This is a genomic window from Micromonospora sp. NPDC049051, from assembly GCF_043197575.1.
GTDB lineage: Bacteria > Actinomycetota > Actinomycetes > Mycobacteriales > Micromonosporaceae > Micromonospora.
Map to the genome: position 1 here is coordinate 1,074,034 of NZ_JBICTL010000003.1, position 22,770 is coordinate 1,096,803.

Genomic DNA, 22,770 nt, shown 5'->3' on the forward strand with positions numbered 1-22,770 from the left:
CTACAGCCCCGGCAGGCTCCCTCCGGGACCACCCAGCTCGCGGTGGATGAAATCGAAGATCTCGGCGTCGGTGGCGTCGTCGAGGGTGTGCGTGGCCGCCTTCTCCTCGACGGGACCACGCTCGTCGCCCCACCGGGCGACGAACGCCTGCAACTGCACCAGCAGCTTCTGCCGGGTCAGCCGGTCCGGCGCGTCCGCCGCGAAGACACCGTCGAGCCGCTCGAGTTCGGCGAGCAGCGGGGCCGCCGCGGCGGCGCCGTCCTCGACGAGGCGGTCACGCAGGTGCCGGGCGAGGGCCGCCGGCGTGGGGTAGTCGAACACCACGGCGGCGGGCAGTTGGACGCCGGTGGCGGCGCGGAGCCGGTTGCGCAGCTCCACCGCCGTCATCGAGTCGAAGCCGACCTCCCGGAACGCGCGGTCGGGCTCCAGCCCCGCGTCCCCGGCGTGGCCCAGCACGGTCGCCGCCAGGCCGCCCACGAGGTCGACGAGGACGCCCTCGCGTTCGGCGGGGCTCAGCGGGCGCAGCCGCTCCCGCAGCGCGGTCGCCGCCTCGTCGTCCGCCGGCTGGCGGTCGTCGTCGGCGGGCATCGCCGCGCCCGCCTCGGGGACCCCGGTCAGCAGCGGGCACGGCCGCATCGACGCGAACGTCGGCACGAACCGGTCCCAGCGTACGTCGGCGACGATCAGCTCCGCCTCCGCGCGCAGCGCCTGCCCGAACGCCTCGACGGCCAGCTCCGGGGGCAGACCCGGCAGGCCCCGCCGGCGTAGCTGCTCCTGCTCGGCCGACTCGGGATCGTCCTGCCACGGGCCCCACGCCACGGCCGTGGCCGCCAGTCCACCGTGCCGGCGGTTCGCCGCGAGCGCGTGCAGCAGCGCGTCACCGGCGGACTGGCCGGCCCGGCCGCCCGCCCCCCACACGCCCGTGGTGGAGGTGCAGAGCACGAACGCGTCGAGCGACCGGTGCGCCAGCTCGTCGGCGTACCCGGGGACGTCGCCGACGGTGGCGGCCAGGTCGGCGGCCAGACCCGCGAGGGTCAACTCGGCCAGCGGCACCGAGCCGGTCTCCGCCGGGACGTGCACGAGCGCGGTCACCGGCCGGCTCTCGGCGGCGAGCTGCTCCATCAGGTCACCGAGCTTCCCGGTCGCCGGCTCGGCGAGCGGAAGCACCTCGGCGCCCTGGCGGCCCAGCCAGTCCGTGGCGTGGCGAGCGACGGTGCCGGCCCCGCCGGTGAGCAGCACGGTGCCGTTCGGCCGGTACCCGTCACCCGTTGCCGGCCGCGCGGTGTCGCGGACCAGACGCCGGGTGTGCACGCCGGCCTCCCGGACGGCGAGCTGGTCCTCGCCGTCGACGTTGACCAGCGCCCCGACCAGGGCCGCGTACGCCGCCTCGGCCGGGCCCGCCGGCAGGTCGACGACTCCGCCGACGTGCCGGGGGTGCTCCAGCGCGGCGACGAGGCCGAGGCCCCACGTGGTGGCCTGCGTCGGGTGCACGACCGCTTCCCCGTCGACGGCGACGGCGCCGGTGGTGGCCAGCCACAGCGGCACGGCCGGGCCGGAGCGGCCGGTGTGCGCCTGTACGAGCAGCAGGTTCGCCGCCAGGCCGGTCGGCAGCGCGGTCTGCTCCGGGTGCGGCGCCTCGTCCAGCGCCAGCAGGGAGAGCAGCGCCGTCGGCTGGTGCGCGGCGGCGAGCCGGTCGAGGTCGGCGGCCAGGCCGTCGCGGGTGACGGTGGCCGGGTCGACGGTCAGCAGGTGCACCGCCGCGGCGCCGGCCGTGAGGGCGGCGAGCACCCGGTCGGTGACCTGGTGCGGCGGCGCCACCACCAGCCACGTGCCCGGGTCGGCGCCGGTCAGCGCCCGGCGTTCCCAGGTGACCCGGTACCGCCAGCCGGCCAGGGTGCCGTCGAGCTGCTGGCGGCGCCGCCACGACTCCAGTTCCGGCAGCAGCTCGCGCATCGGCTGGTCCGGGTCGAGGCCGAGGCGGCCCAGGTCGCCGTCGGTGACGGCCCGCCAGAACGCGTCGTCGACCGGGTCGGCGCCCGGCGTCGGCGTCGCGTCGAGGGTCGGCCAGTAGCGCTGCGGCCGGAACGCGTACGTCGGCAGCTCGGGCAGCCGGCGGGGATCCGGACGGGGGCCGGCCAGCACGGCGAGCACCGCCGCCCAGTCGACGTCCCGCCCGGTGCCGTCCACGACGGCCAGCGCGGCGAGCAGGGCGGCCGGCTCGTCGGCGCCGGCGCGCAGCGCCGCCACGGCCGTGCCGTCGTCGTCGGTGGGGAGCAGTCCGGCGGTCATCGCCGTCAGCACCGCCTGCGGTCCGAGTTCCAGGAAGGTGTCCACGCCCGCGTCGCGCAGCGCGGCGATCCCGTCGGCGTACCGGACGGCCTCCCGGACGTGCCGCACCCAGTAGTCGGGCGTACGGATCTCGTCGGGCTCGGCGAGCCGCCCGGTCAGGTTCGACACGATCGGCAGCAGCGGAGCGGCGAACGTCAGCCCGTCGAGCACGGCCCGGAACTCGGCCAGGATCGGCTCCATCAGCGGGCTGTGGAACGCGTGGCTGACCCGCAGCCGGCGGGTGCGTACGCCGCGCTCCCGCCAGAGCCGCTCGAGCCCGTCGAGGGCGTCGAGGGCCCCGGCGAGCACCACGGCGGTGGGGCCGTTGACGGCGGCGACGCCGACCCGGTCGCCCAGTCCGGCCAGCGACCCGACCACCGCCGCCTCGTCGGCGGCGACGGCGAGCATCCCGCCCCCGGCGGGCAGGGCCTGCATGAGCCGGCCCCGGGCGGCCACCAGCGTGGCGGCGTCGGCGAGGGACAGCACGCCGGCGACGTGCGCGGCGGTGATCTCGCCGATGGAGTGCCCGGCGACGTGCCCGGGCACCACCCCGAACGACTCGACCAGCCGGAACAGGGCCACCTCCAGCGCGAACAGGCCCGCCTGGGTGAAGACCGTCTCGTCGAGCAGCGCGGCCTCGGCGCTGCCCTCGGCCGCGAACAGCACCGGCTTCAGCGGCTGCGGCAGCTGGTGGTCCAGCGCCGCGCAGACCTCGTCGAGGGCCGCCGCGAAGACTCCGAACGTGTCGTACAGCTGCCGGCCGGCGCCGGGGCGCTGGGCGCCCTGGCCGGAGAACTGGACCGCGAGACCGCCGGCACGCCGCCGGGCGGTGACCAGCGCGGGGTGGTCCTCCCCGCCGGCCAGGGCCCGCAGCGCGGCCAGCCGGGTCGCGCGGTCGGCGGCGACCACGGTGGCCCGCCGGCCGAGGTGGGCGCGGCCCTCGGCGAGCGCCCAGGCGACCAGGTCGGCCGCGTCGTCGTCCGTGGCGACCCGGTCGGCCAGCCGGCCGGCCTGCTCGCGCAGCGCGGGCAGGTCGGCGGCGGAGACCGGCCACGGCAGGACCGTCGCCGGCCCTTCCCCGTCGGGGGCGACCGGCTCCGGCCGCTGCGGCGCCTGTTCGAGGATCACGTGGGCGTTGGTGCCGCTGATGCCGAACGAGGAGACGCCCGCCCGGCGGGGCCGGTCGTCGGCGGTCCACGGTCGCGCCTCGGTGAGCAACGCCAGGGTGCCGGAGGACCAGTCGACGTGCGAGGTCGGCGCGTCGACGTGCAGGGTCGCCGGCAGCACTTCGTGTTGCAGGGCCAGCACCATCTTGATCAGGCTGGCGGCGCCGGCCGCGGCCTGGGTGTGGCCGATGTTCGACTTCACCGAGCCGAGCCACAGCGGCCGGTCGGCGGAGCGGTCCCTGCCGTACGTGGCCAGGAGGGCCTGCGCCTCGATCGGGTCGCCGAGGGTGGTGCCGGTGCCGTGCGCCTCGACGGCGTCCACGTCGCCCGGGTTCAGGCCGGCGTTGTCCAGCGCCTGCCGGATGACCCGCTGCTGCGCGGGCCCGTTCGGCGCGGTCAGGCCGTTGCTCGCGCCGTCCTGGTTGACGGCGCTGCCCCGTACGACGGCGAGGATCCGGTTGCCGTCGCGCTGGGCGTCGGAGAGCCGCTGGAGCAGCAGGACGCCGACGCCCTCGCCCCAGCCGGTGCCGTCGGCGGCGTCGGCGAACGCCTTGACCCGTCCGTCGGCGGCGAGGCCGCGCTGCCGGGAGAACTCCAGGAACGCGCCCGGGGTCGACATCACCGTCACGCCGCCGGCCAGGGCGAGGTCGCACTCGCCGCTGCGCAGCGCCTGCGCGGCCAGGTGCAGGGCCACCAGCGACGACGAGCAGGCCGTGTCGACGGTGACCGCCGGGCCGTGCAGCCCGAACGAGTACGCCAGGCGGCCGGAGACCACCGACGCGCCGTTGCCGGTCGCCTGGTAGCCCTCCACCTGGGAGCGGGCGCCCAGCAGCAGCGTGGCGTAGTCCTGCCCGTTGGTGCCCATGAAGACGCCGGTGGCGGAGCCGCGTACCCGGTGCGGGTCGATGCCGGCGCGTTCGAAGACCTCCCAGGTGGTGTGCAGCAGCAGCCGCTGCTGCGGGTCCATGGCGAGGGCCTCGCGCGGGTTGATCCCGAAGAACGCGGCGTCGAACCCGGCCACGTCGTGCAGGAACCCTCCGCTGCGGGTGTAGCTGGTGCCGACCCGCTCCGGGTCGCTGTCGAACAGGGCGTCGAGGTCCCAGCCCCGGTCGGTGGGCATCGGCGTGACCGCGTCCACCCCGTCGGCCAGCAGCCGCCACAGCTCCTGCGGCGACGACACCCCGCCGGGGAACCGGCAGGCCATGGAGACGATCGCGATCGGCTCGTCGGCAGCCGGCCGGGCAGAGGCCACGCCGCCGACGGCCGCGCCGCCGTCGGCGCCGACCACGATTTCGGTACGCAGGAAGCGGGCCAGTTCCGCCGCCGACGGGTGGTCGAAGACCACGGTCGACGGCAGGGTCAGGCCGGTGACCCGGCCCAGCCGGTCCCGCAGCTGCACGGCGGCAAGGGAGTCGAAGCCCAGCTCGCGGAACGCCCGGCCCGCCGGCACCTGGTCGGTGGTGGGGTGGCCGAGGACGGCCGCCGCCTCCGCGCGGACGAGGTCGACCAGCAGCGACTCCTGGCCGGTCGCCGGCAGCGTCGCGAGCCTGGCCCGCAGCCCGTCGGTGGCGGCGGCGCTCTCCGACCGCTCCGGTTCCTCGGTGACGGCGGGGGCGACCCGGTCGAACAGGTGGCTCGGCCGCGCGGCGGTGAACGCCGTGACGAACCGGGACCAGTCGACGTCGACGATCACCGGTGCCGCCTCGGGGGCGTTCACCCAGCGGCCCAGCGCCGCGACGGCGGCCTCGGGCGCGAGCGGGCTGAACCCGCGGCGGCGCAGCCCGTCGGCGGTCTCCCCGGCGGCCATGCCGTCCTCCGCCCACGGGCCGTAGGCCAGGGCGGTGGCGGGCAGGCCCTTCGCCCGACGGGCGGCGACGAGGGTGTCGAGCAGGGCGTTGCCGGCCGCGTAGCCGGCCTGCCCGCCGCCGCCCCAGACGCCCGCGACCGAGGAGAAGACCACGAACGCGTCGAGGTCCCGGCCCCGGCAGGCGGCGTCAAGGTGCAGGGCGCCGAGCACCTTGCCGGCCAGGGTCTCCGCCAGCTCGCCGTCGGTCACCTCGTACGCCGGGGTGGTGCCGCCGGACGCCCCGGCGGTGTGCACGACGGCGGTCAGCTCCGGCAGGTCCGCCACCAGGGCGTCGACGGCCGCCCGGTCGGTGACGTCACACGTCACCACCCGTACCGCGCCCAACTCGTCGACCAACTCCGCCGCGCCCGGCGCCGCCGGACCCCGCCGCGAAGCGAGCACCACCTCGGCCGCCCCGTTGGCCAGCAACCAACGGGCCACATGCCGACCCAACGCACCCGTACCACCAGTCACCAGCACCGTCCCGGCGGGCCGCCAACCCGCACCGGCCGGCGACGCGGCCGGCAACAGCCGCCGGCCGAAGAGGCCGTTGCGGCGGACGGCCACCTGGTCCAGGGTGCCGTCGGCGAGGACCGCGACGAGACCGGCGCGGGCGCCGCGGTCGGCGCGGTCGGGCAGGTCGACCAGGCCGCCCCAGCGGTCAGGCTGTTCGAGGGCGACGACCCGACCCAGGCCCCAGGCCAGGGCCGCCCAGACGTCGTCGACCCGTTCCCCGGCCGTGACCGGCATCGCGGTCCGGCTGAGCGCCCACACCCGTCCGGACAGGCCGGTGTCGGTCAGCGCCCGGACGAGGGCGAGCAGCACCGCCGTGCCGGCGGGCAGCGCCGGCGTGTCCGCCGGAGGCCGGTCCTGGCGGGGCAGGACGCAGAGCACTCCGGCCCAGCCCTCCCCGCTGGTACGGCGCAGCTGTTCGCCCAGCTCAACGCGGCTCAGGGTGGACGACACGGTCAGCGTGTCCACCCTGGCACCGGCCTGGGTGAGGGTCTTCGCCACGCCCGCGTCGGCGCCGCTGTCGACGGTGACGACCAGCCACCGCCCGGACAGCCTGGTCGTCGGGTTCGACCGCACGGGCTCCCACCCGATCCGGTACGACCACCCGTCCAGCGCGGTGTCCCGGGACCGGTGCTGACGCCAGCGCGAGAGGACCGGCAGGGCCGGGCCGAGCGCGTCCAGGGCGTCGGGGTCGTCACCGAGTTCGGCGGCGAGGGCGGCCAGGTCGCCGCGCTCGACGGCGGTCCAGAACTCGGCGTCGCCGCCGTCCGGGGCGGCCTGCTTCTCGGCCGTGCCCTCGGGCCAGTAGCGCTGGTGCTGGAAGGCGTACGTGGGCAGGTCCACCCGCCGCGCGCCGCTGTCGGCGAACCACTGCCGCCAGGACACGGGAACCCCGTGCACGTGCAACTCCGCCAGGGCATGCAGCAACGCCTGCGCCTCCGGGCGGTCCCGACGCTGCACGGCGACAGCCAGCACAGCGTCGTCGTCGGGCAGCACGTCGGCGGCCATCGCCGTCAGGACGCTCTGCGGCCCGACCTCCAGGAACGTGTCCACACCGGCGCTCCGCAGCGCGGTGATCCCGTCGGCGTAGCGGACCGCTTCTCGGACGTGCCGCACCCAGTACTCCGGGGTGCGGATCTCGTCGACCTCAGCGAGCGCCCCGGTCACGTTCGACACGACCGGCAGCAGCGGCGCGGAGAACGTGAGCCCGGACAGGACCGTACGGAACTCGGCCAGCATCGGCTCCATCAACGGACTGTGGAACGCGTGACTCACCGTCAACCGGCGAGTACGCACGCCCCGGTCCCGCCAGAGTCGCTCCACCTCGTCCAGCGCGTCGACGGCACCCGAGACCACCACGGCGGCCGGCCCGTTGACTGCCGCGATACCCACGCGGTCCGTCATCCCCGTGAGAGACTCCGCCACCGCCGCCTCGTCCGCCGCCACCGCCAGCATCCCGCCGCCGGTCGGCAGCGCCTGCATCAACCGACCCCGCGCGGCGACCAGCTGGCACGCGTCGGTCAGGGACAGCACCCCGGCGACGTGCGCGGCCGTGACCTCACCGATCGAGTGGCCGGCGAGCATGTCGGGAACGATCCCGAACGACTCCACGAGACGGAACAGCGCCACCTCGACCGCGAACAGGCCCGCCTGGGTGAAGACAGTCTGGTCCAGCAATTCCGCCTCAGCGGAACCCGCCTCAGCGAACAACACCTCCCGCAACGGACGCGGCAGCAACGGATCCAGCTGCGCGCACACCTCGTCCAACGCCGCCGCGAACACCGGGAACCCGGCGTACAACTCCCGACCCATGCCCGCACGCTGCGCACCCTGACCCGAGAAGAGCAGGGCGAGCTGGGCGCGGGTGGTGGCGGAGCCGGTGACGACGGCACCGGAGGGGTCGCCCGCGTCGAGGGCCCGGAGCGCGGAGAGGAGGTCGTCCCGGTTGCCCACCACGGCGACGGCGCGCTGTTCCAGCGCGGGTCGGGTGATGACCGAGGACCAGGCGACGTCCAGCGGACGCAGCGCCTCGTCGGCGGCGAGCCAGCCCGCCCACCGACCCGCCTGCGCCGACAACGCCGCATCGGAACGGGCCGACAACAGCACCGGCACGACCGGCGGCACGTCACTGGCGACGAGCTCGCCCTCGACCACCTCAGCCGGCGGCTGCTCGATGATCACATGCGCGTTCGTACCGGAGATGCCGAACGACGACACCGCCGCCCGACGCGGCCGACCCACGGCCGGCCACGGCGTGGGCTCGGTCGCGAGAGCCACCGCCCCGGAGGTCCAGTCGATGTGCGGGGACGGCTCGTCCACATGCAACGTCGGCGGCACGAGACCGTGCCGCATCGCCAGCACCATCTTGATCACACCAGCCACACCGGCAGCCGCCTGAGTGTGCCCGATGTTCGACTTCACCGACCCGAGCAACAGCGGCCGGTCGTCGGGCCGGTCCTGACCGTAGGTGGCCAGCAGGGCCTGCGCCTCGATCGGGTCACCCAAGGTCGTGCCGGTGCCGTGCGCCTCGACGGCGTCCACGTCGGCCGGAGTGAGCCGGGCATTGGCGAGAGCCTGGTGGATCACCCGCTGCTGCGACGGACCGTTCGGGGCGGTCAGGCCGTTGGACGCGCCGTCCTGGTTGACGGCAGTGCCGCGCACGACCGCGTAGATGCGCCGGCCCTCCCGCTGCGCGTCCGAGAGCCGCTGCACGAGCAGGACCCCGACGCCTTCGGACCAGCCGGTGCCGTCGGCCGACGCCGCGAACGACTTGCACCGGCCGTCCTGCGACAGACCACGCTGACGCGAGAACTCGATGAACGTCCCCGGCGTCGCCATCACCGTCACACCACCGGCCAGCGCGAGGTCGCACTCGCCGCTACGCAGCGCCTGCGCGGCCAGGTGCAGCGCGACGAGGCTGGACGAGCAAGCCGTGTCGACGGTGACCGCCGGGCCTTCGAGCCCGAACGTGTACGCGACCCGGCCCGACAGCACGCTGCCCGACGTACCGGTGCCGACGTAGCCCTCCACCTCGGTCGGCAGGTCCATGAGGCGGGAGGCATAGTCGTGGTACATCACACCGGCGAAGACACCCGTCCGGCTGCCCCGCAACCGCGACGGGTCCAGACCCGCCGACTCGAACGACTCCCACGACGCCTCCAGCAGCAACCGCTGCTGCGGATCCATCGCGAGCGCCTCACGCGGCGAGATCCCGAAGAACGCCGGGTCGAATTCGCCGGCGCCGTACAGGAAACCACCGTGCCGCGTGTACGACGTACCGCTGCGGTTCGGGTCCGGGTCGAACAGCGACTCCAGGTCCCAACCGCGGTCCGCCGGGAACTCGGAGATCCCGTCGCCGCCGCCGGCCAGCAGCTCCCACAGTTCGTCGGGGGATTCCACCCCGCCCGGGTAGCGGCAGGCCATGCCCACGATCGCGATCGGTTCGTCGGTGCCGACGACCGCGCCGGCGACCGGGCCGGCGGTCGACTGACGCACCCCGGCCAGCTCCGACCACAGGTGGTCGGCGAGCACCGCCGGGGTCGGGTAGTCGAAGACCAGCGTCGAGGCCAGCCGCAGCCCGGTAGCCGCGTTCAACCGGTTCCGCAGCTCCACCGCCGTCAGCGAGTCGAAGCCCAACTCCCGGAACGCCCGGTCCGCCGGCACCGACTCCGCACCACCGTGCCCCAACACCTGCGCGACCAGGCCCCGCACCAGCACGTCGACCTGGGCGCGGCCCTCGTCCTCGGTCAGCGCGGCGAGCCGGTCGGCCCAACCGCCACCGCCCTGTCCCGCCTGGCGGCGGCTGCTGGTCACGCCGATCAGGGTGCGCAGCACGGCCGGCACGGGGCCGCCGGAGGTCGCCGCCCGCAGCGCGGGCACGTCGATCACGGCCGGTACGAGGGCCGCCCGGTCGGCGCCCAGCGCGGCGTCGAACAGCTCCAGCCCGACCTCGGCGCTCATCGGCGTCAGGCCGGCCCGGGCCGAACGCGCCCGATCCGCCTCCTCGATCGAGGCGGCCATGCCGTCGGTGTCCCACATGCCCCATGCCAGGCTGACCGCCGGCAGGCCCAACTGCCGCCGGTACGCCGCCAGCCCGTCCAGGAACGCGTTACCCGCCGCATACGCCGACTGACCCGGCGAACCGAGCACACCCGCCACCGACGAGAACACCACGAACAAGTCAAGGTCCAGCAACGCCGTCGCCTCGTGCAGGAACCAACCCGCCGACACCTTCGGCGCCAACACCCCCGCCAGCCGCTCGGCCGTCAGCCCCTCCACGACCCCGTCGTCCAGAACACCGGCGGTGTGCACCACACCCGCCAGGCGTTCCCCGGCGCCGACCTCGGCCACCAGGCCGAACACCTGGTCCCGGTCCGTCACGTCACACGCGACCACCCGCACCGACGCACCCAACGCCGACAACCGCTCCGACAACTCACCCGCACCGACGGCCTCCGGACCACGACGCGACACGAGCACCAGCGACCGCACCCCGTGCACCGACACCAGATGCTCCGCCACCAACGCACCGAGCGCACCCGTACCACCGGTCACCAGCACCGCGCCATCACCCACGGTCGGCGACTCCGCCGCCGTGATGCCGGCCCGGACCAGCCGCGGCGAGTACACCGCGCCCCTGCGGACCGCCACCTGGCCGCCGGTCGCGGCCGGTTCCCGCAGGACGCCGTCCAGCAGGGCCACCAGCGCGGCGTCCAGCTCGCCGTCGACGTCCGCGAGGACGATGCGGCCCGGATGCTCCGACTGCGCGGAGCGCAGCAGACCCCACACCGCCGCAGCGGCCAGGTCGGTCACCCGGTCCTCGTCGCCGGTCGACACGGCACCTCGGGTCACCACCACGAGCCGCGAGTCGGTCAGCGCGTCGGCCGCCAGCCAGGACTGCACCGTCGCCAGCAGGTCGGAGGTCACCGCCCGAACGAACTCCGGCGTCTCCGCCGCCGACGCGGACGTGGGGAGCATCGGAAGCAGCACCGCCCGGGGGACGGACTCCTCCCCCGCGACCGTCGCCACGTCGGGGTACGCGGGCATTCCGACCGGTGCCGCCAGCTCCCGGCCGCCGGTCAGCAGCGCCCATCCGGACGGCTCTCCGGCGGACGTGGCCTCCACGGCCGGCCACCGCAGCTCGAACAGCGACCGCGATGCCACGCCCGGCGCGGTCACCCCGGTCAGCTCCCGCAGGGCGAGGGAGTCCACCGACACCACCGGGGCGCCCGCCGCGTCGTACGCCACCAGCCGCAGCCCGGAACCGTTGCGGGTCAGGCGCACCCGCAGGGTCCCCGCGCCTGCGGCGTACACCTGCACGCCCTCGAACGCGAACGGCACCCGTGGGCCGGCCGACTCGTCGCCACCCAGCAGCAGCCCGATCGGGTGCAGGGCGGCGTCCAGCAGTGCCGGGTGCACGCCGAATCCGACGTTCTCCGTCGCGGTGGCCTCCGGCAGCACCACCTCGGCGAACACCTCGCCACCGCTGGCCCAGGCACGCCGGAGCCCCTGGAAGACCGGCCCGTACGTCAGGCCGTGCTCCGCGAGCGTCGCGTACCACTCCGTCAGGTCCGCTTCGGACGCCGCAGCGGGCGGCCAGGCGATCGGGTCGGGCTCGTCGGCGGTGGCCGGCTCCAGCACGCCCTCCGCGTGCCGCGTCCAGCCCGCCTCGGGATCGTCGTCGGGGCGGGAGTAGACGGCGACGGCACGGTACGCGGAGTCGCCGGCGGCGTCCACCCGCACCTGGATCCGTACGCCCCCGCTTCCGGGGAGCACCAGCGGGGCGGCCATGGTCAGCTCCCGCAGCCGGGAGAGGCCCACCTCGTCGCCGGCCCGCACGGCCAGCTCGACCAGGGCGGTGCCCGGGACCAGCGTCAGTCCGGAGACCGTGTGGTCCGCCAGCCAGGGGTGCGTGGCCAGGGAGAGCCGGCCCGTCAGCACCATCTCGTCGTCGCCGGCCAGGTCCACCGCCGCGCCGAGCAGCGGGTGCTCGGTGCGGCCGAGCCCGGCCCCGGACACGTCGCCCGTACGCGCCCGGTTGGCGGCGGGCCAGTAGCGCTGGTGCTGGAAGGCGTACGTGGGCAGGTCCACCCGCCGCGCGCCGCTGTCGGCGAACCACTGCCGCCAGGACACGGGAACCCCGTGCACGTGCAACTCCGCCAGGGCATGCAGCAACGCCTGCGCCTCCGGGCGGTCCCGACGCTGCACGGCGACAGCCAGCACACCCTCGTCGTCGGGCAGCACGTCGGCCGCCATCGCGGTCAGGACGCTCTGCGGCCCGACCTCCAGGAACGTGTCCACACCGGCGCTCCGCAGCGCGGTGATCCCGTCGGCGTAGCGCACGGCTTCCCGCACGTGCCGCACCCAGTACTCCGGGGTGCGGATCTCGTCGCCGGCCAGGGCACCGGTCACGTTCGACACGATCGGCAGCAGCGGCGCTTCAAGAGTCAGCCCGGACAGGACCGTGCGGAACTCGTCGAGCATCGGCTCCATGAGCGGGCTGTGGAACGCGTGGCTGACGGTCAACCGGCGCGTGCGGACACCCCGCTCGCGCCAGACCCGCTCCACCTCGTCCAGCGCCTCGACGGCACCGGACACCACCACGGCCGCCGGACCGTTGACCGCCGCGATGCCGACGCGGTCCGTCAGCCCGGCGAGAGACTCCGCCACCGCCGCCTCGTCGGCGGCCACCGCCAGCATCCCGCCGCCGGTCGGCAGCGCCTGCATCAACCGACCCCGCGCGGCGACCAGCTGGCACGCGTCGGCCAGGGACAGCACCCCGGCGACGTGCGCGGCCGTCACCTCACCGATCGAGTGACCGGCCAGCATGTCCGGCACGATCCCGAACGACTCCACGAGACGGAACAGCGCCACCTCGACCGCGAACAGGCCCGCCTGGGTGAAGACAGTCTGGTCCAGCAATTCCGCCTCAGCGGAACCCGCCTCAGCGAACAACACCTCCCGCAACGGACGCGGCAGCAACGGATCCAGCTGCGCGCACACCTCGTCCAACGCCGCCGCGAACACCGGGAACTCGCCGTACAACTCCCGACCCATGCCCGCACGCTGCGCGCCCTGACCCGAGAAGAGCAGGGCGAGTTGGCCCCGCTGCCCGGCGGCGCCGGAGACGACCGTACCGACGGGTTCCCCGCCGGCGAGGGCGGTCAACGCCGCGACCAGGTCGTCCCGGCCGGCGGCGGTCACGACCGCCCGGTGCTCCAGCGCGGGTCGGGTGGTGACCGAGGACCAGGCGACGTCCAGCGGACGCAGCGCCTCGTCGGCAGCGAGCCAGCCCGCCCACCGACCCGCCTGCGCCGACAACGCCGCATCGGAACGGGCCGACAGCAACACCGGCACCACCGGCGGCACGTCGCTGGCGACGACCTCGCCCTCGACCACCTCAGCCGGCGGCTGCTCAATGATCACATGCGCGTTCGTACCGGAGATCCCGAACGACGACACCGCCGCCCGACGCGGCCGACCCACCGCCGGCCACGGCGTGGGCTCCGTCGCGAGAGCCACCGCCCCGGCCGACCAGTCGATGTGCGGAGACGGCTCGTCCACGTGCAGGGTCGGCGGCACGAGACCGTGCCGCATCGCCAGCACCATCTTGATCACACCAGCCACACCGGCAGCCGCCTGCGTGTGCCCGATGTTCGACTTCACCGACCCGAGCAACAGCGGCCGATCCTGCGGACGCTCCTGCCCGTACGTCGCCAACAGCGCCTGCGCCTCGATCGGGTCACCCAAGGTCGTGCCGGTGCCGTGCGCCTCCACCGCGTCGACATCGGCCGGAGTCAGCCGCGCGTTGGCGAGAGCCTGGTGGATCACCCGCTGCTGCGAGGGACCGTTCGGCGCCGTCAAACCGTTCGACGCACCGTCCTGGTTGACGGCAGTGCCGCGCACCACCGCCAGCACGCGGTGCCCGTTGCGCTGGGCGTCGGAGAGCCGCTCCACCAGGAGCACACCGACGCCTTCGGACCAGCCCGTGCCGTCGGCGGACGCCGCGAACGACTTGCACCGGCCGTCCTGCGACAGACCACGCTGACGCGAGAACTCGATGAACGTCCCCGGCGTCGCCATCACCGTCACACCACCGGCCAGGGCGAGGTCGCACTCGCCGCTGCGCAACGCCTGCGCGGCAAGATGCAACGCCACCAGCGACGACGAACACGCCGTGTCGACGGTGACCGCCGGGCCTTCGAGGCCGAACGTGTACGCGACCCGGCCCGACAGCACGCTGCCCGACGTACCCGTGCCGACGAAGCCCTCGGCGTCCGGCGGCAGGTCCATGAGGCGGGAGGCGTAGTCGTGGTACATGACGCCGGCGAAGACACCCGTCCGGCTGCCCCGCAACCGCGACGGGTCCAGACCCGCCGACTCGAACGACTCCCACGACGCCTCCAGCAGCAACCGCTGCTGCGGATCCATCGCAAGAGCCTCACGCGGCGAGATCCCGAAGAAACCCGGATCGAACTCGGCAGCCCCGTACAGGAAACCACCGTGCCGCGTGTACGACGTACCGCTGTGCTCCGGGTCGGGGTCGAACAGCGACTCCAGATCCCAGCCGCGATCGGTGGGGAACTCCGAGATCCCGTCGCCGCCGGCGGACAGCAGTGCCCACAACTGGTCCGGGCTCTCGACGCCGCCCGGGTAGCGGCAGGCCATGCCCACGATCGCGATCGGCTCGTCGGTGTTGGCGGTGCGCACCGCCGTCCTGCGGGCGGTGATCTGCCCGGAGACCTGTTCGTGGAGGTGGTCGACGAGGACGGTCGGGGTCGGGTAGTCGAAGACCAGCGTGGAGGCCAACCGCAGCCCCGTGGCCGCGTTCAACCGGTTCCGCAGCTCCACCGCCGTCAGCGAGTCGAAGCCCAACTCCCGGAACGCCCGATCCGCCGGCACCGACTCCGCACCACCGTGCCCCAACACCTGCGCGACCAGACCGCGCACCAGCAGGTCGATCTGGGCGCGTGCCTCGTCGGGCGCCAGGCCCGCGAGCTGGTTGGCCCAGTCGCCGCCCCGTGCGGCCCGTCGTCGGGACGCCGTCGACCCGATCAGGGTACGCAGCACGGCCGGCACCGGGCCGGCGCCGAGCGCTACCCGCATCGCCGGTACGTCGATCACGGCCGGCACCAACGCCGGTCGGTCCGCCACCAGGGCGGCGTCGAACAGCTCCAACCCGGTCTCGGCGCTCATCGGCGTCAAGCCGGCCCGCGCCGATCGCGCCCGATCCGCCTCCTCGATCGACGCCGCCATACCAGCGGTGTCCCACATCCCCCACGCCAAGCTGACCGCCGGCAACCCCAACTGCCGCCGATACACCGCCAACCCGTCCAGGAACGCGTTACCCGCCGCATACGCCGACTGACCCGGCGAACCGAGCACACCCGCCACCGACGAGAACACCACGAACAAATCCAGATCCAGCGACGCCGTCGCCTCGTGCAACAACCAACCCGCCGACACCTTCGGCGCCAACACCCCGGCGAGACGCTCCTCGGTAACCCGCTCGATCACCCCGTCGTCCAACACACCCGCGGTATGCACCACACCCGCCAGGCGGCCCCCGGCCGAGACCTCGGCCACCAGCGCACCGACCTGATCCCGGTCCGTCACGTCACAGGCGACGACCCGCACCGACGCACCCAACGCCGACAACCGCTCCGACAACTCACCCGCGCCCGCAGCCTCCAGACCACGACGCGACACGAGCACCAGCGACCGCACCCCGTGCACCGACACCAGATGCTCCGCCACCAAAGCACCCAACGCACCCGTACCACCGGTCACCAGCACCGCACCGTCACCCACCACGGCGGCGTCCGCCGACGCCGGAGCGACCGCCCGCACCAGACGCGGCACGAACACCTCGCCGGAACGCACCGCGACCTGACCACCGTGAGCCACCGGCTCGTCCGCCACCGCCACCAGCACAGCCAACGTCCCGGCATCCACGTCGCCGTCGACGTCCACCAGGACGATCCGACCCGGATGCTCCGACTGCGCCGACCGCAACAGACCCCACACCGCCGCAGCGGACAGATCGGTAACCCGATCCTCCGCACCGACCGACACCGCGCCCCGCGTCACCACCACGAGCCGCGAATCCGCCAGCGCGTCCGCCGCCAGCCAGGACTGCACCGTCGCCAGCACAGCCGTGGTCGTCGCACGTACCCCTTCCGGCACGGCGACCTGTGACGGGTCGAGCGTCAGCAGCAGCCCCTTCGGCGCGACCGCCTGACCGGCGTCGACGGCCGCGACGAGCGCCTCGACGTCGCCGAATGCCGGCAGGTCGGCGATAGTCGGCGAGCCCAGCAGCGCCCACCCGGAGGCGTCCCCGGCCGGGGTGACCTCCTGGGTCTGCCAGGTGAGTTCGAGCATCGAGCGGGCCGCCGCGCTGGCCGCGGCCACGCCGGTCAGTTCGCGCAGGGCCAGGGAGTCCACCGACACCACGGCCGCACCCGACTCGTCGCACGCCACCAACCGCACCGCCGAGCCCGCACGCGACAACCGCACCCGCAGCACCCGCGCACCCGAGGCGTACACCTGCACACCCTCGAACGCGAACGGCACCCGAGGCCCACCCGAGCCGTCCGAACCGGGCAGCAACCCGATCGGGTGCAGAGCGGCGTCCAGCAACGCCGGGTGCACGCCGAACCGGGCGGCCTCCGCCGCCGCCTCGTCGGGCAGGAGCACCTCGGCGTACACGTCGTCGGCGGCGGTCCACACCCGACGCAGGCCCTGGAACACCGGCCCGTACGACAGGCCGTAATCCGTGAGCGCCGCGTACCAACCGGTGACGTCCACCTCGACGCCGTCGACCGGCGGCCACTCCCCCACACCCGGTTCGTCGGCCGACGCCGGCTCCAGCACACCCTCCGCGTGCTGGACCCACTCGGCCTCCGGGTCACCTTCGGACTGCGAGTGCACCGCCACGACCCGCGTGCCGGCCTCGTCGGCCGCGCCGACGCGTACCTGCACCCGCACCGCGCCCGCCGACGGCAGCACCAGCGGCGCGGCGACGGTCAACTCCCGCACCCGCGACGCACCCACCTCGTCGCCCGCCCGCACCGCCAACTCCACGAGGGCGGCACCGGGCACGATCACCACGCCGGAGACGACGTGGTCGGCCAGCCAGGCGTGGGTGGCGAGGGAGAGCCGGCCGGTCAGCACGACCATGTCGGCGCCGGCGACGGTGACCGCCGCGCCGAGCAGCGGGTGCCCGGCGACGCCCAGGCCCGCGCCGGACACGTCGGCGGTACGCGCCTGCCCCGCGCCGAGCCAGTACCGCTGGTGCTGGAAGGCGTACGTGGGCAGGTCGACCCGGCGCGCGCCGCTGTCGGTGAACCACTGCGTCCAGGTCACCGGTACGCCGTGCACGTGCAGCTCGGCGAGCGCGTGCAGCAGCGCCTGCGGGGCGGGACGGTCCCGGCGCTGGACGGCCACCGCGAGCGCGTCGTCGGCGAGCAGGTCGGCGTTCAGCGCGGTCAGGACGCTCTGCGGCCCGATCTCCAGGAACGTGTCGACGCCCGCCTCGCGCAGGGCGGTGATCCCGTCGGCGTACCGCACGGCCTCGCGGACGTGGCGTACCCAGTAGTCGGCGTGGGTGATCTCGTCGGCGTCGGCGAGCGCCCCGGTCACGTTCGACACGACCGGCAGCAGCGGCGCCCGGAACGCCAGCCCAGACAGGACCGCGCGGAACTCGTCGAGCATCGGCTCCATGAGCGGGCTGTGGAACGCGTGGCTGACGGTGAGCCGGCGCGTGCGTACGCCGCGGTCCCGCCAGACCCGCTCCACCTCGTCCAAGGCCTCTAGGGCACCGGAGACGACCACGGCCGCCGGCCCGTTGACGGCCGCGATGCCGAGGCGGTCCGTCAGGCCGACGAGAGACTCCGCCACCGCGGCCTCGTCGGCGGCGACGGCCAGCATCCCGCCGCCCGCCGGCAGCGCCTGCATCAGTCGACCCCGCGCCGCGACGAGCGCGCACGCGTCCGGCAGGGACAGCACCCCGGCGACGTGCGCGGCCGTCACCTCGCCGATCGAGTGACCGGCGACGACGTCGGGCACGATCCCGAACGACTCCACGAGACGGAACAGGGCCACCTCGACCGCGAACAGGCCCGCCTGGGTGAAGACGGTCTGGTCCAGCAACTCCGCCTCGGCGGAGCCCTCGGGCGCGAACAGCACCTCCCGCAGCGGACGCGGCAGCATCGGGTCGAGCTGCGCGCACACCTCGCCCAGCGCGGCGGCGAACGCCGGGAACAGGGTCGACAGCTCCCGACCCATGCCCACGCGCTGCGCGCCCTGACCGGAGAAGAGCACGGCCAGCTGCGTACGCGTGCCGGCGCCGGTGGCCACGGCGGCGGCCGGCTCACCGGCGGCGAGGGCGCGGAGCCCGGCCAGCAGTTCGTCCCGGTCTGTCGCGGCGACCACCGCGCGGTGCTCCAGTACGGCCCGGTCGACGGCCGACGACCAGCCGACGTCGAGGGGGCGCAGCTCCTCGTCGCCGGCGATCCAGCGGGCCCAGCGGTCCGCCTGCGCCGCGACGGCGGCCTCGGACCGGGCCGACAGCAGCACCGGGACCGGCCCGGCGGCGGGTTCGTCGGCGCGGGTCGGGTCCGCCTCGGCGGGCGGCTGCTCGATGATCACGTGGGCGTTGGTGCCGCTGACGCCGAACGACGAGATCGCGGCGCGCCGGGGCCGGCCCGCCACGGTCCAGTCGCGCGCCTCGGTGAGCAGGGAGACCGCCCCGGCACTCCACTCGATGTGCGGGGACGGCTCGTCGACGTGCAGCGTCGACGGCAGTACGCCGTGCCGCATCGCCATGATCATCTTGATGATGCCGGCGGCCCCGGCGGCGGCCTGGGTGTGCCCGATGTTCGACTTGATCGAGCCGAGCCACAGCGGCCGGTCGGCGGGGCGGTCCTGCCCGTACGTGGCCAGCAGCGCCTGCGCCTCGATCGGGTCGCCCAGCGTCGTGCCGGTGCCGTGCGCCTCGACGGCGTCCACGTCGGCCGGAGTCAGCCGCGCGTTGGCCAGTGCCTGGCGGATGACCCGCTGCTGCGACGGGCCGTTCGGGGCGGTCAGGCCGTTCGACGCGCCGTCCTGGTTGACGGCAGTGCCGCGTACGACCGCCAGCACGCGGTGCCCGTTGCGCTGCGCGTCCGACAGCCGCTCCACCAGGAGCACACCCACGCCCTCGGACCAACCCGTGCCGTCGGCCGACGCGGCGAACGACTTGCACCGGCCGTCCTGCGACAGACCACGCTGACGCGAGAACTCGATGAACGTCCCCGGCGTCGCCATCACCGTCACACCACCGGCCAACGCCAGATCACACTCGCCACCGCGCAACGCCTGCACGGCCAGGTGCAGCGCCACCAGCGACGACGAACACGCCGTGTCGACGGTGACCGCCGGGCCCTCCAGGCCGAACGTGTACGCCACCCGACCCGACAGCACGCTGCCGGAGGTGCCGGTGCCGAGGTAGCCGCCGACGCCTTCGGGCAGGTCCTGCACGCCGGAGGCGTAGTCGTGGTACATCAGCCCGGCGAAGACGCCGGTCCGGCTGCCGCGCAGCCGCGACGGGTCGAGACCGGCCGACTCGAACGTCTCCCACGACGCCTCCAGCAGCAGCCGCTGCTGCGGGTCCATGGCGATCGCCTCGCGCGGCGAGATGCCGAAGAAGTCCGGGTCGAACTCGGCGGCCCCGTACAGGAAACCGCCGTGGCGGGTGTACGACGTCCCGGGGTTGTCCGGGTCGGGGTGGAAGAGCCGGTCGAGGTCCCAGCCCCGGTCGGTGGGGAACTCGCCGATGCCGTCGGCGCCGGCGGCGACCAGGTCCCACAGCTGCTGCGGGTTCGTCACGCCGCCCGGGTAGCGGCAGGCCATGCCCACGATGGCGATCGGCTCGTCGACGTTGGTCGCCCGCACGGCGTGCTGCTGCTCGGCGACCTGCCCGGACAGCTGCTCGTACAGGTGCTCGGACAGGGCGCCGGGGGTCGGGTAGTCGAAGACGAGCGTCGACGTGAGCCGCAGCCCCGTCGCGCTGTTGATCCGGTTGCGCAGCTCGACGGCGGTCAGCGAGTCGAAGCCCAGCTCCCGGAACGCCCGGTCCGCCGGCACCGCCTCCGCGCCGCCGTGGCCGAGGACCTGCGCGATCATCCCGCGCACCAGCAGGGCCACCTGCGTACGCGCCTCCTGCGGGTCGAGTCCGGCCAGCCGGTCGGCCCAGGCTCCGCTGCCGGAGCGGCGACGCTTCGCGACCGTTCCCACCAGGGTCCGCAGCATCACCGGCACCCGGCCGGCGGCGCTCTGCGCCCGCATGGCAGGCAGGTCGACCACGGCCGGCACCAGCGCCGCGCCGCCGTGGGTCAGGGCGGCGTCCCAGAGCCCGAGCCCGACGGGGGCCGTCATCGGGACCAGACCGGCCCGGGTCACCCGGGCCCGGTCGGCGTCGTTGATCGACGCGGCCATGCCGTCGGTGTCCCACATGCCCCACGCGAGGCTGACGGCGGGCAGCCCGCGCTGCGCCCGCAGCAGGGCGAGGGCGTCCAGGAAGGCGTTGCCGGCCGCGTACGCGGCCTGGCCGGGAGAGCCGAGCACCCCGGCGACGGAGGAGAAGAGCGCGAAGAGGTCGAGGTCCAGCTCGGCGGTCGCCTCGTGCAGCCACCAGCCCGCCGTGACCTTCGGGGCCAGCACGTCCGCCAACCGCTCGGCGGTGATCCCGCTGACCACGCCGTCGTCCAGGACTCCGGCGGTGTGGACCACCCCGGCCAGGCGGTCCTCGGCGGTGATGGACCGGACCAGCTCGCCGACGCGCTCGCGGTCGGTCACGTCGGTGGCGACCACCCGGGCGGTCGCGCCCAGCGCGGCCAGCCGCTCCACCAGTGCGTCGGCGCCGGGGGCCGCCGGCCCCTGCCGGGACACCAGCACCAGCGAACGCACGCCGTACGCGGTGACGAGGTGCTCGGACACCAGGGCGCCCAGCGATCCGGTGCCCCCGGTGACGAGGACGGTTCCCCGCCCGAGGGTCGCCGGGGGGCGCGCGGCGCCGGCGGCACGGACCAGCCGCGGCAGGTACGCCGTGCCCGCCCGCACCGCGAGCTGCCCGCCGAGAGCGGGGTCGTCGGCGGCTGCGGCGAGCAGGGCCAGCAGGTCGGCGTCCAGGTCGACGCCGGACTCCAGGTCGGCCAGCACGATCCGGCCGGGGTGCTCCGACTGGGCCGAGCGCAGCAGGCCCCAGACCGCCGCCCCCGCCAGGTCGGTGACGCGGTCGTCCGTGCCGGCGGCCACCGCGCCACGGGTCACGACGACCAGCCGCGAGTCCGCCAGGGGGTCGGCCGCCAGCCACGCCTGCACCGTGCCGAGGACCTCGGCCGTGACCGACCGGACCGCGTCGGGCACGTCCGCCCCGGAGACCGCCGGGGTGACGGGCAGCAGCAGGGCCGCGGGGGCGGTGCCGTCCGACACCGCCGTGGTCACCGCCGCGACATCGGTGTACGCCGGAAGCTGCGGGACGCCGTCGAGCGGACGCCCACCGAGCACGGCCCAGCCGTACGCCCCGTCGGGCGCGGCGATCTGCTCGGGCTGCCAGGAGACCTCGAACAGGGAGCGGTGCGCCTCGTCCGGGGCGGCCGCCAGACCGGTCATCTCGCGCAGCGTCAGCGAGTCCACCGACACCACGGGGACGCCCGTCTCGTCGACGGCGGCCAGCCGCACGGAGTTGCCGGAGGCGGTGAGGCGGACGCGGAGCGTCCGGGCCCCGACGGCGTGGACCTGCACCCCCTCGAACGCGAACGGCACCCGGGCCCCGCCGCCCGCCTCGTCGGCGGGCAGCAGCCCGACGGGGTGCAGAGCGGCGTCCAGCAGCGCCGGGTGCACCCCGAAGCCCGCCGGGTCCCCGCCCATCTCGTCGGGGAGGGCGACCTCGGCGAACACCTCGCCCTCGGCGGTCCACGCCCGCCGCAGGCCCTGGAAGACCGGCCCGTACGCGAGCCCGTGCTCGGCCACCGTCGGGTACCAACCGGTGACGTCCACCTCGGACGCGCCGGGCGGCGGCCACGCGCCCAGGATGGGTTCGTCGGCCGTGGGGGCGCCGACGAGGCCGTCGGCGTGGCGGGTCCAGCCCGACTCCGGGTCGTCCTCGGGCTGGGAGTGCACGGTCACCGACCGGCTGCCGGTCCCGTCGACGGGACCGACCCGGACCTGCACCCGTACGCCGCCGCCGGTGGCGGGCAGCACGAGCGGGGCGAGCACGGTCAGCTCACGGACCCGGGAGGCCCCGACCTCGTCGCCCGCCCGGACCACGAGGTCCACCAGCGCGGTGCCCGGCACCACCACGGCGCCGGAGACGACGTGGTCGGCGAGCCACTGGTGGGTCGACACCGACAGCCGGCCCGTCAGGACCACCATGTCCTCGCCGGCGACCGACACCGCCGCGCCGAGCAGCGGGTGCCGGGCCACGCCGAGACCCGCCCCCGAGACGTCGGCCGACTGGCCGGCCGGCGGCAGCCAGTACCGCTCCCGGTGGAAGGCGTACGTGGGCAGGTCCACCCGCCGCGCACCGCTGTCGGTGAACCACTGCCGCCAGGACACCGGCACCCCGTGCACGTGCAACTCGGCCAGGGCGTGCAGCAACGCCTGCGCCTCCGGCCGGTCCCGACGCTGCACCGCGACAGCCAGCACACCGTCGTCGTCGGGCAGCACGTCGGCGGCCATCGCCGTCAGGACGCTCTGCGGCCCGACCTCCAGGAACGTGTCCACACCGGCGCTCCGCAGCGCGGTCACCCCGTCGGCGAAGCGCACGGCCTCCCGCACGTGCCGCACCCAGTACTCCGGGGTGCGGATCTCGTCGCCGGCCAGGGCACCGGTCACGTTCGACACGACCGGCAGCAGCGGCGCGGCAAAGGTAAGGCC

1 protein-coding gene (only partly in view) is annotated in these 22,770 nt (G+C 75.1%); it reads right to left on the reverse strand.

What is annotated here, in order from left to right; translation table 11 throughout:
* A protein-coding gene (locus ACGFIR_RS16635) for a type I polyketide synthase (RefSeq protein WP_393145791.1) crosses the window boundary here: on the reverse strand, positions 1-22,770 show its 3' portion. The gene runs 7,008 nt beyond the window's last position; the window shows 22,770 of its 29,778 coding nt (coding positions 7,009-29,778); its start codon lies beyond the right edge, outside the window; its stop codon occupies positions 1-3.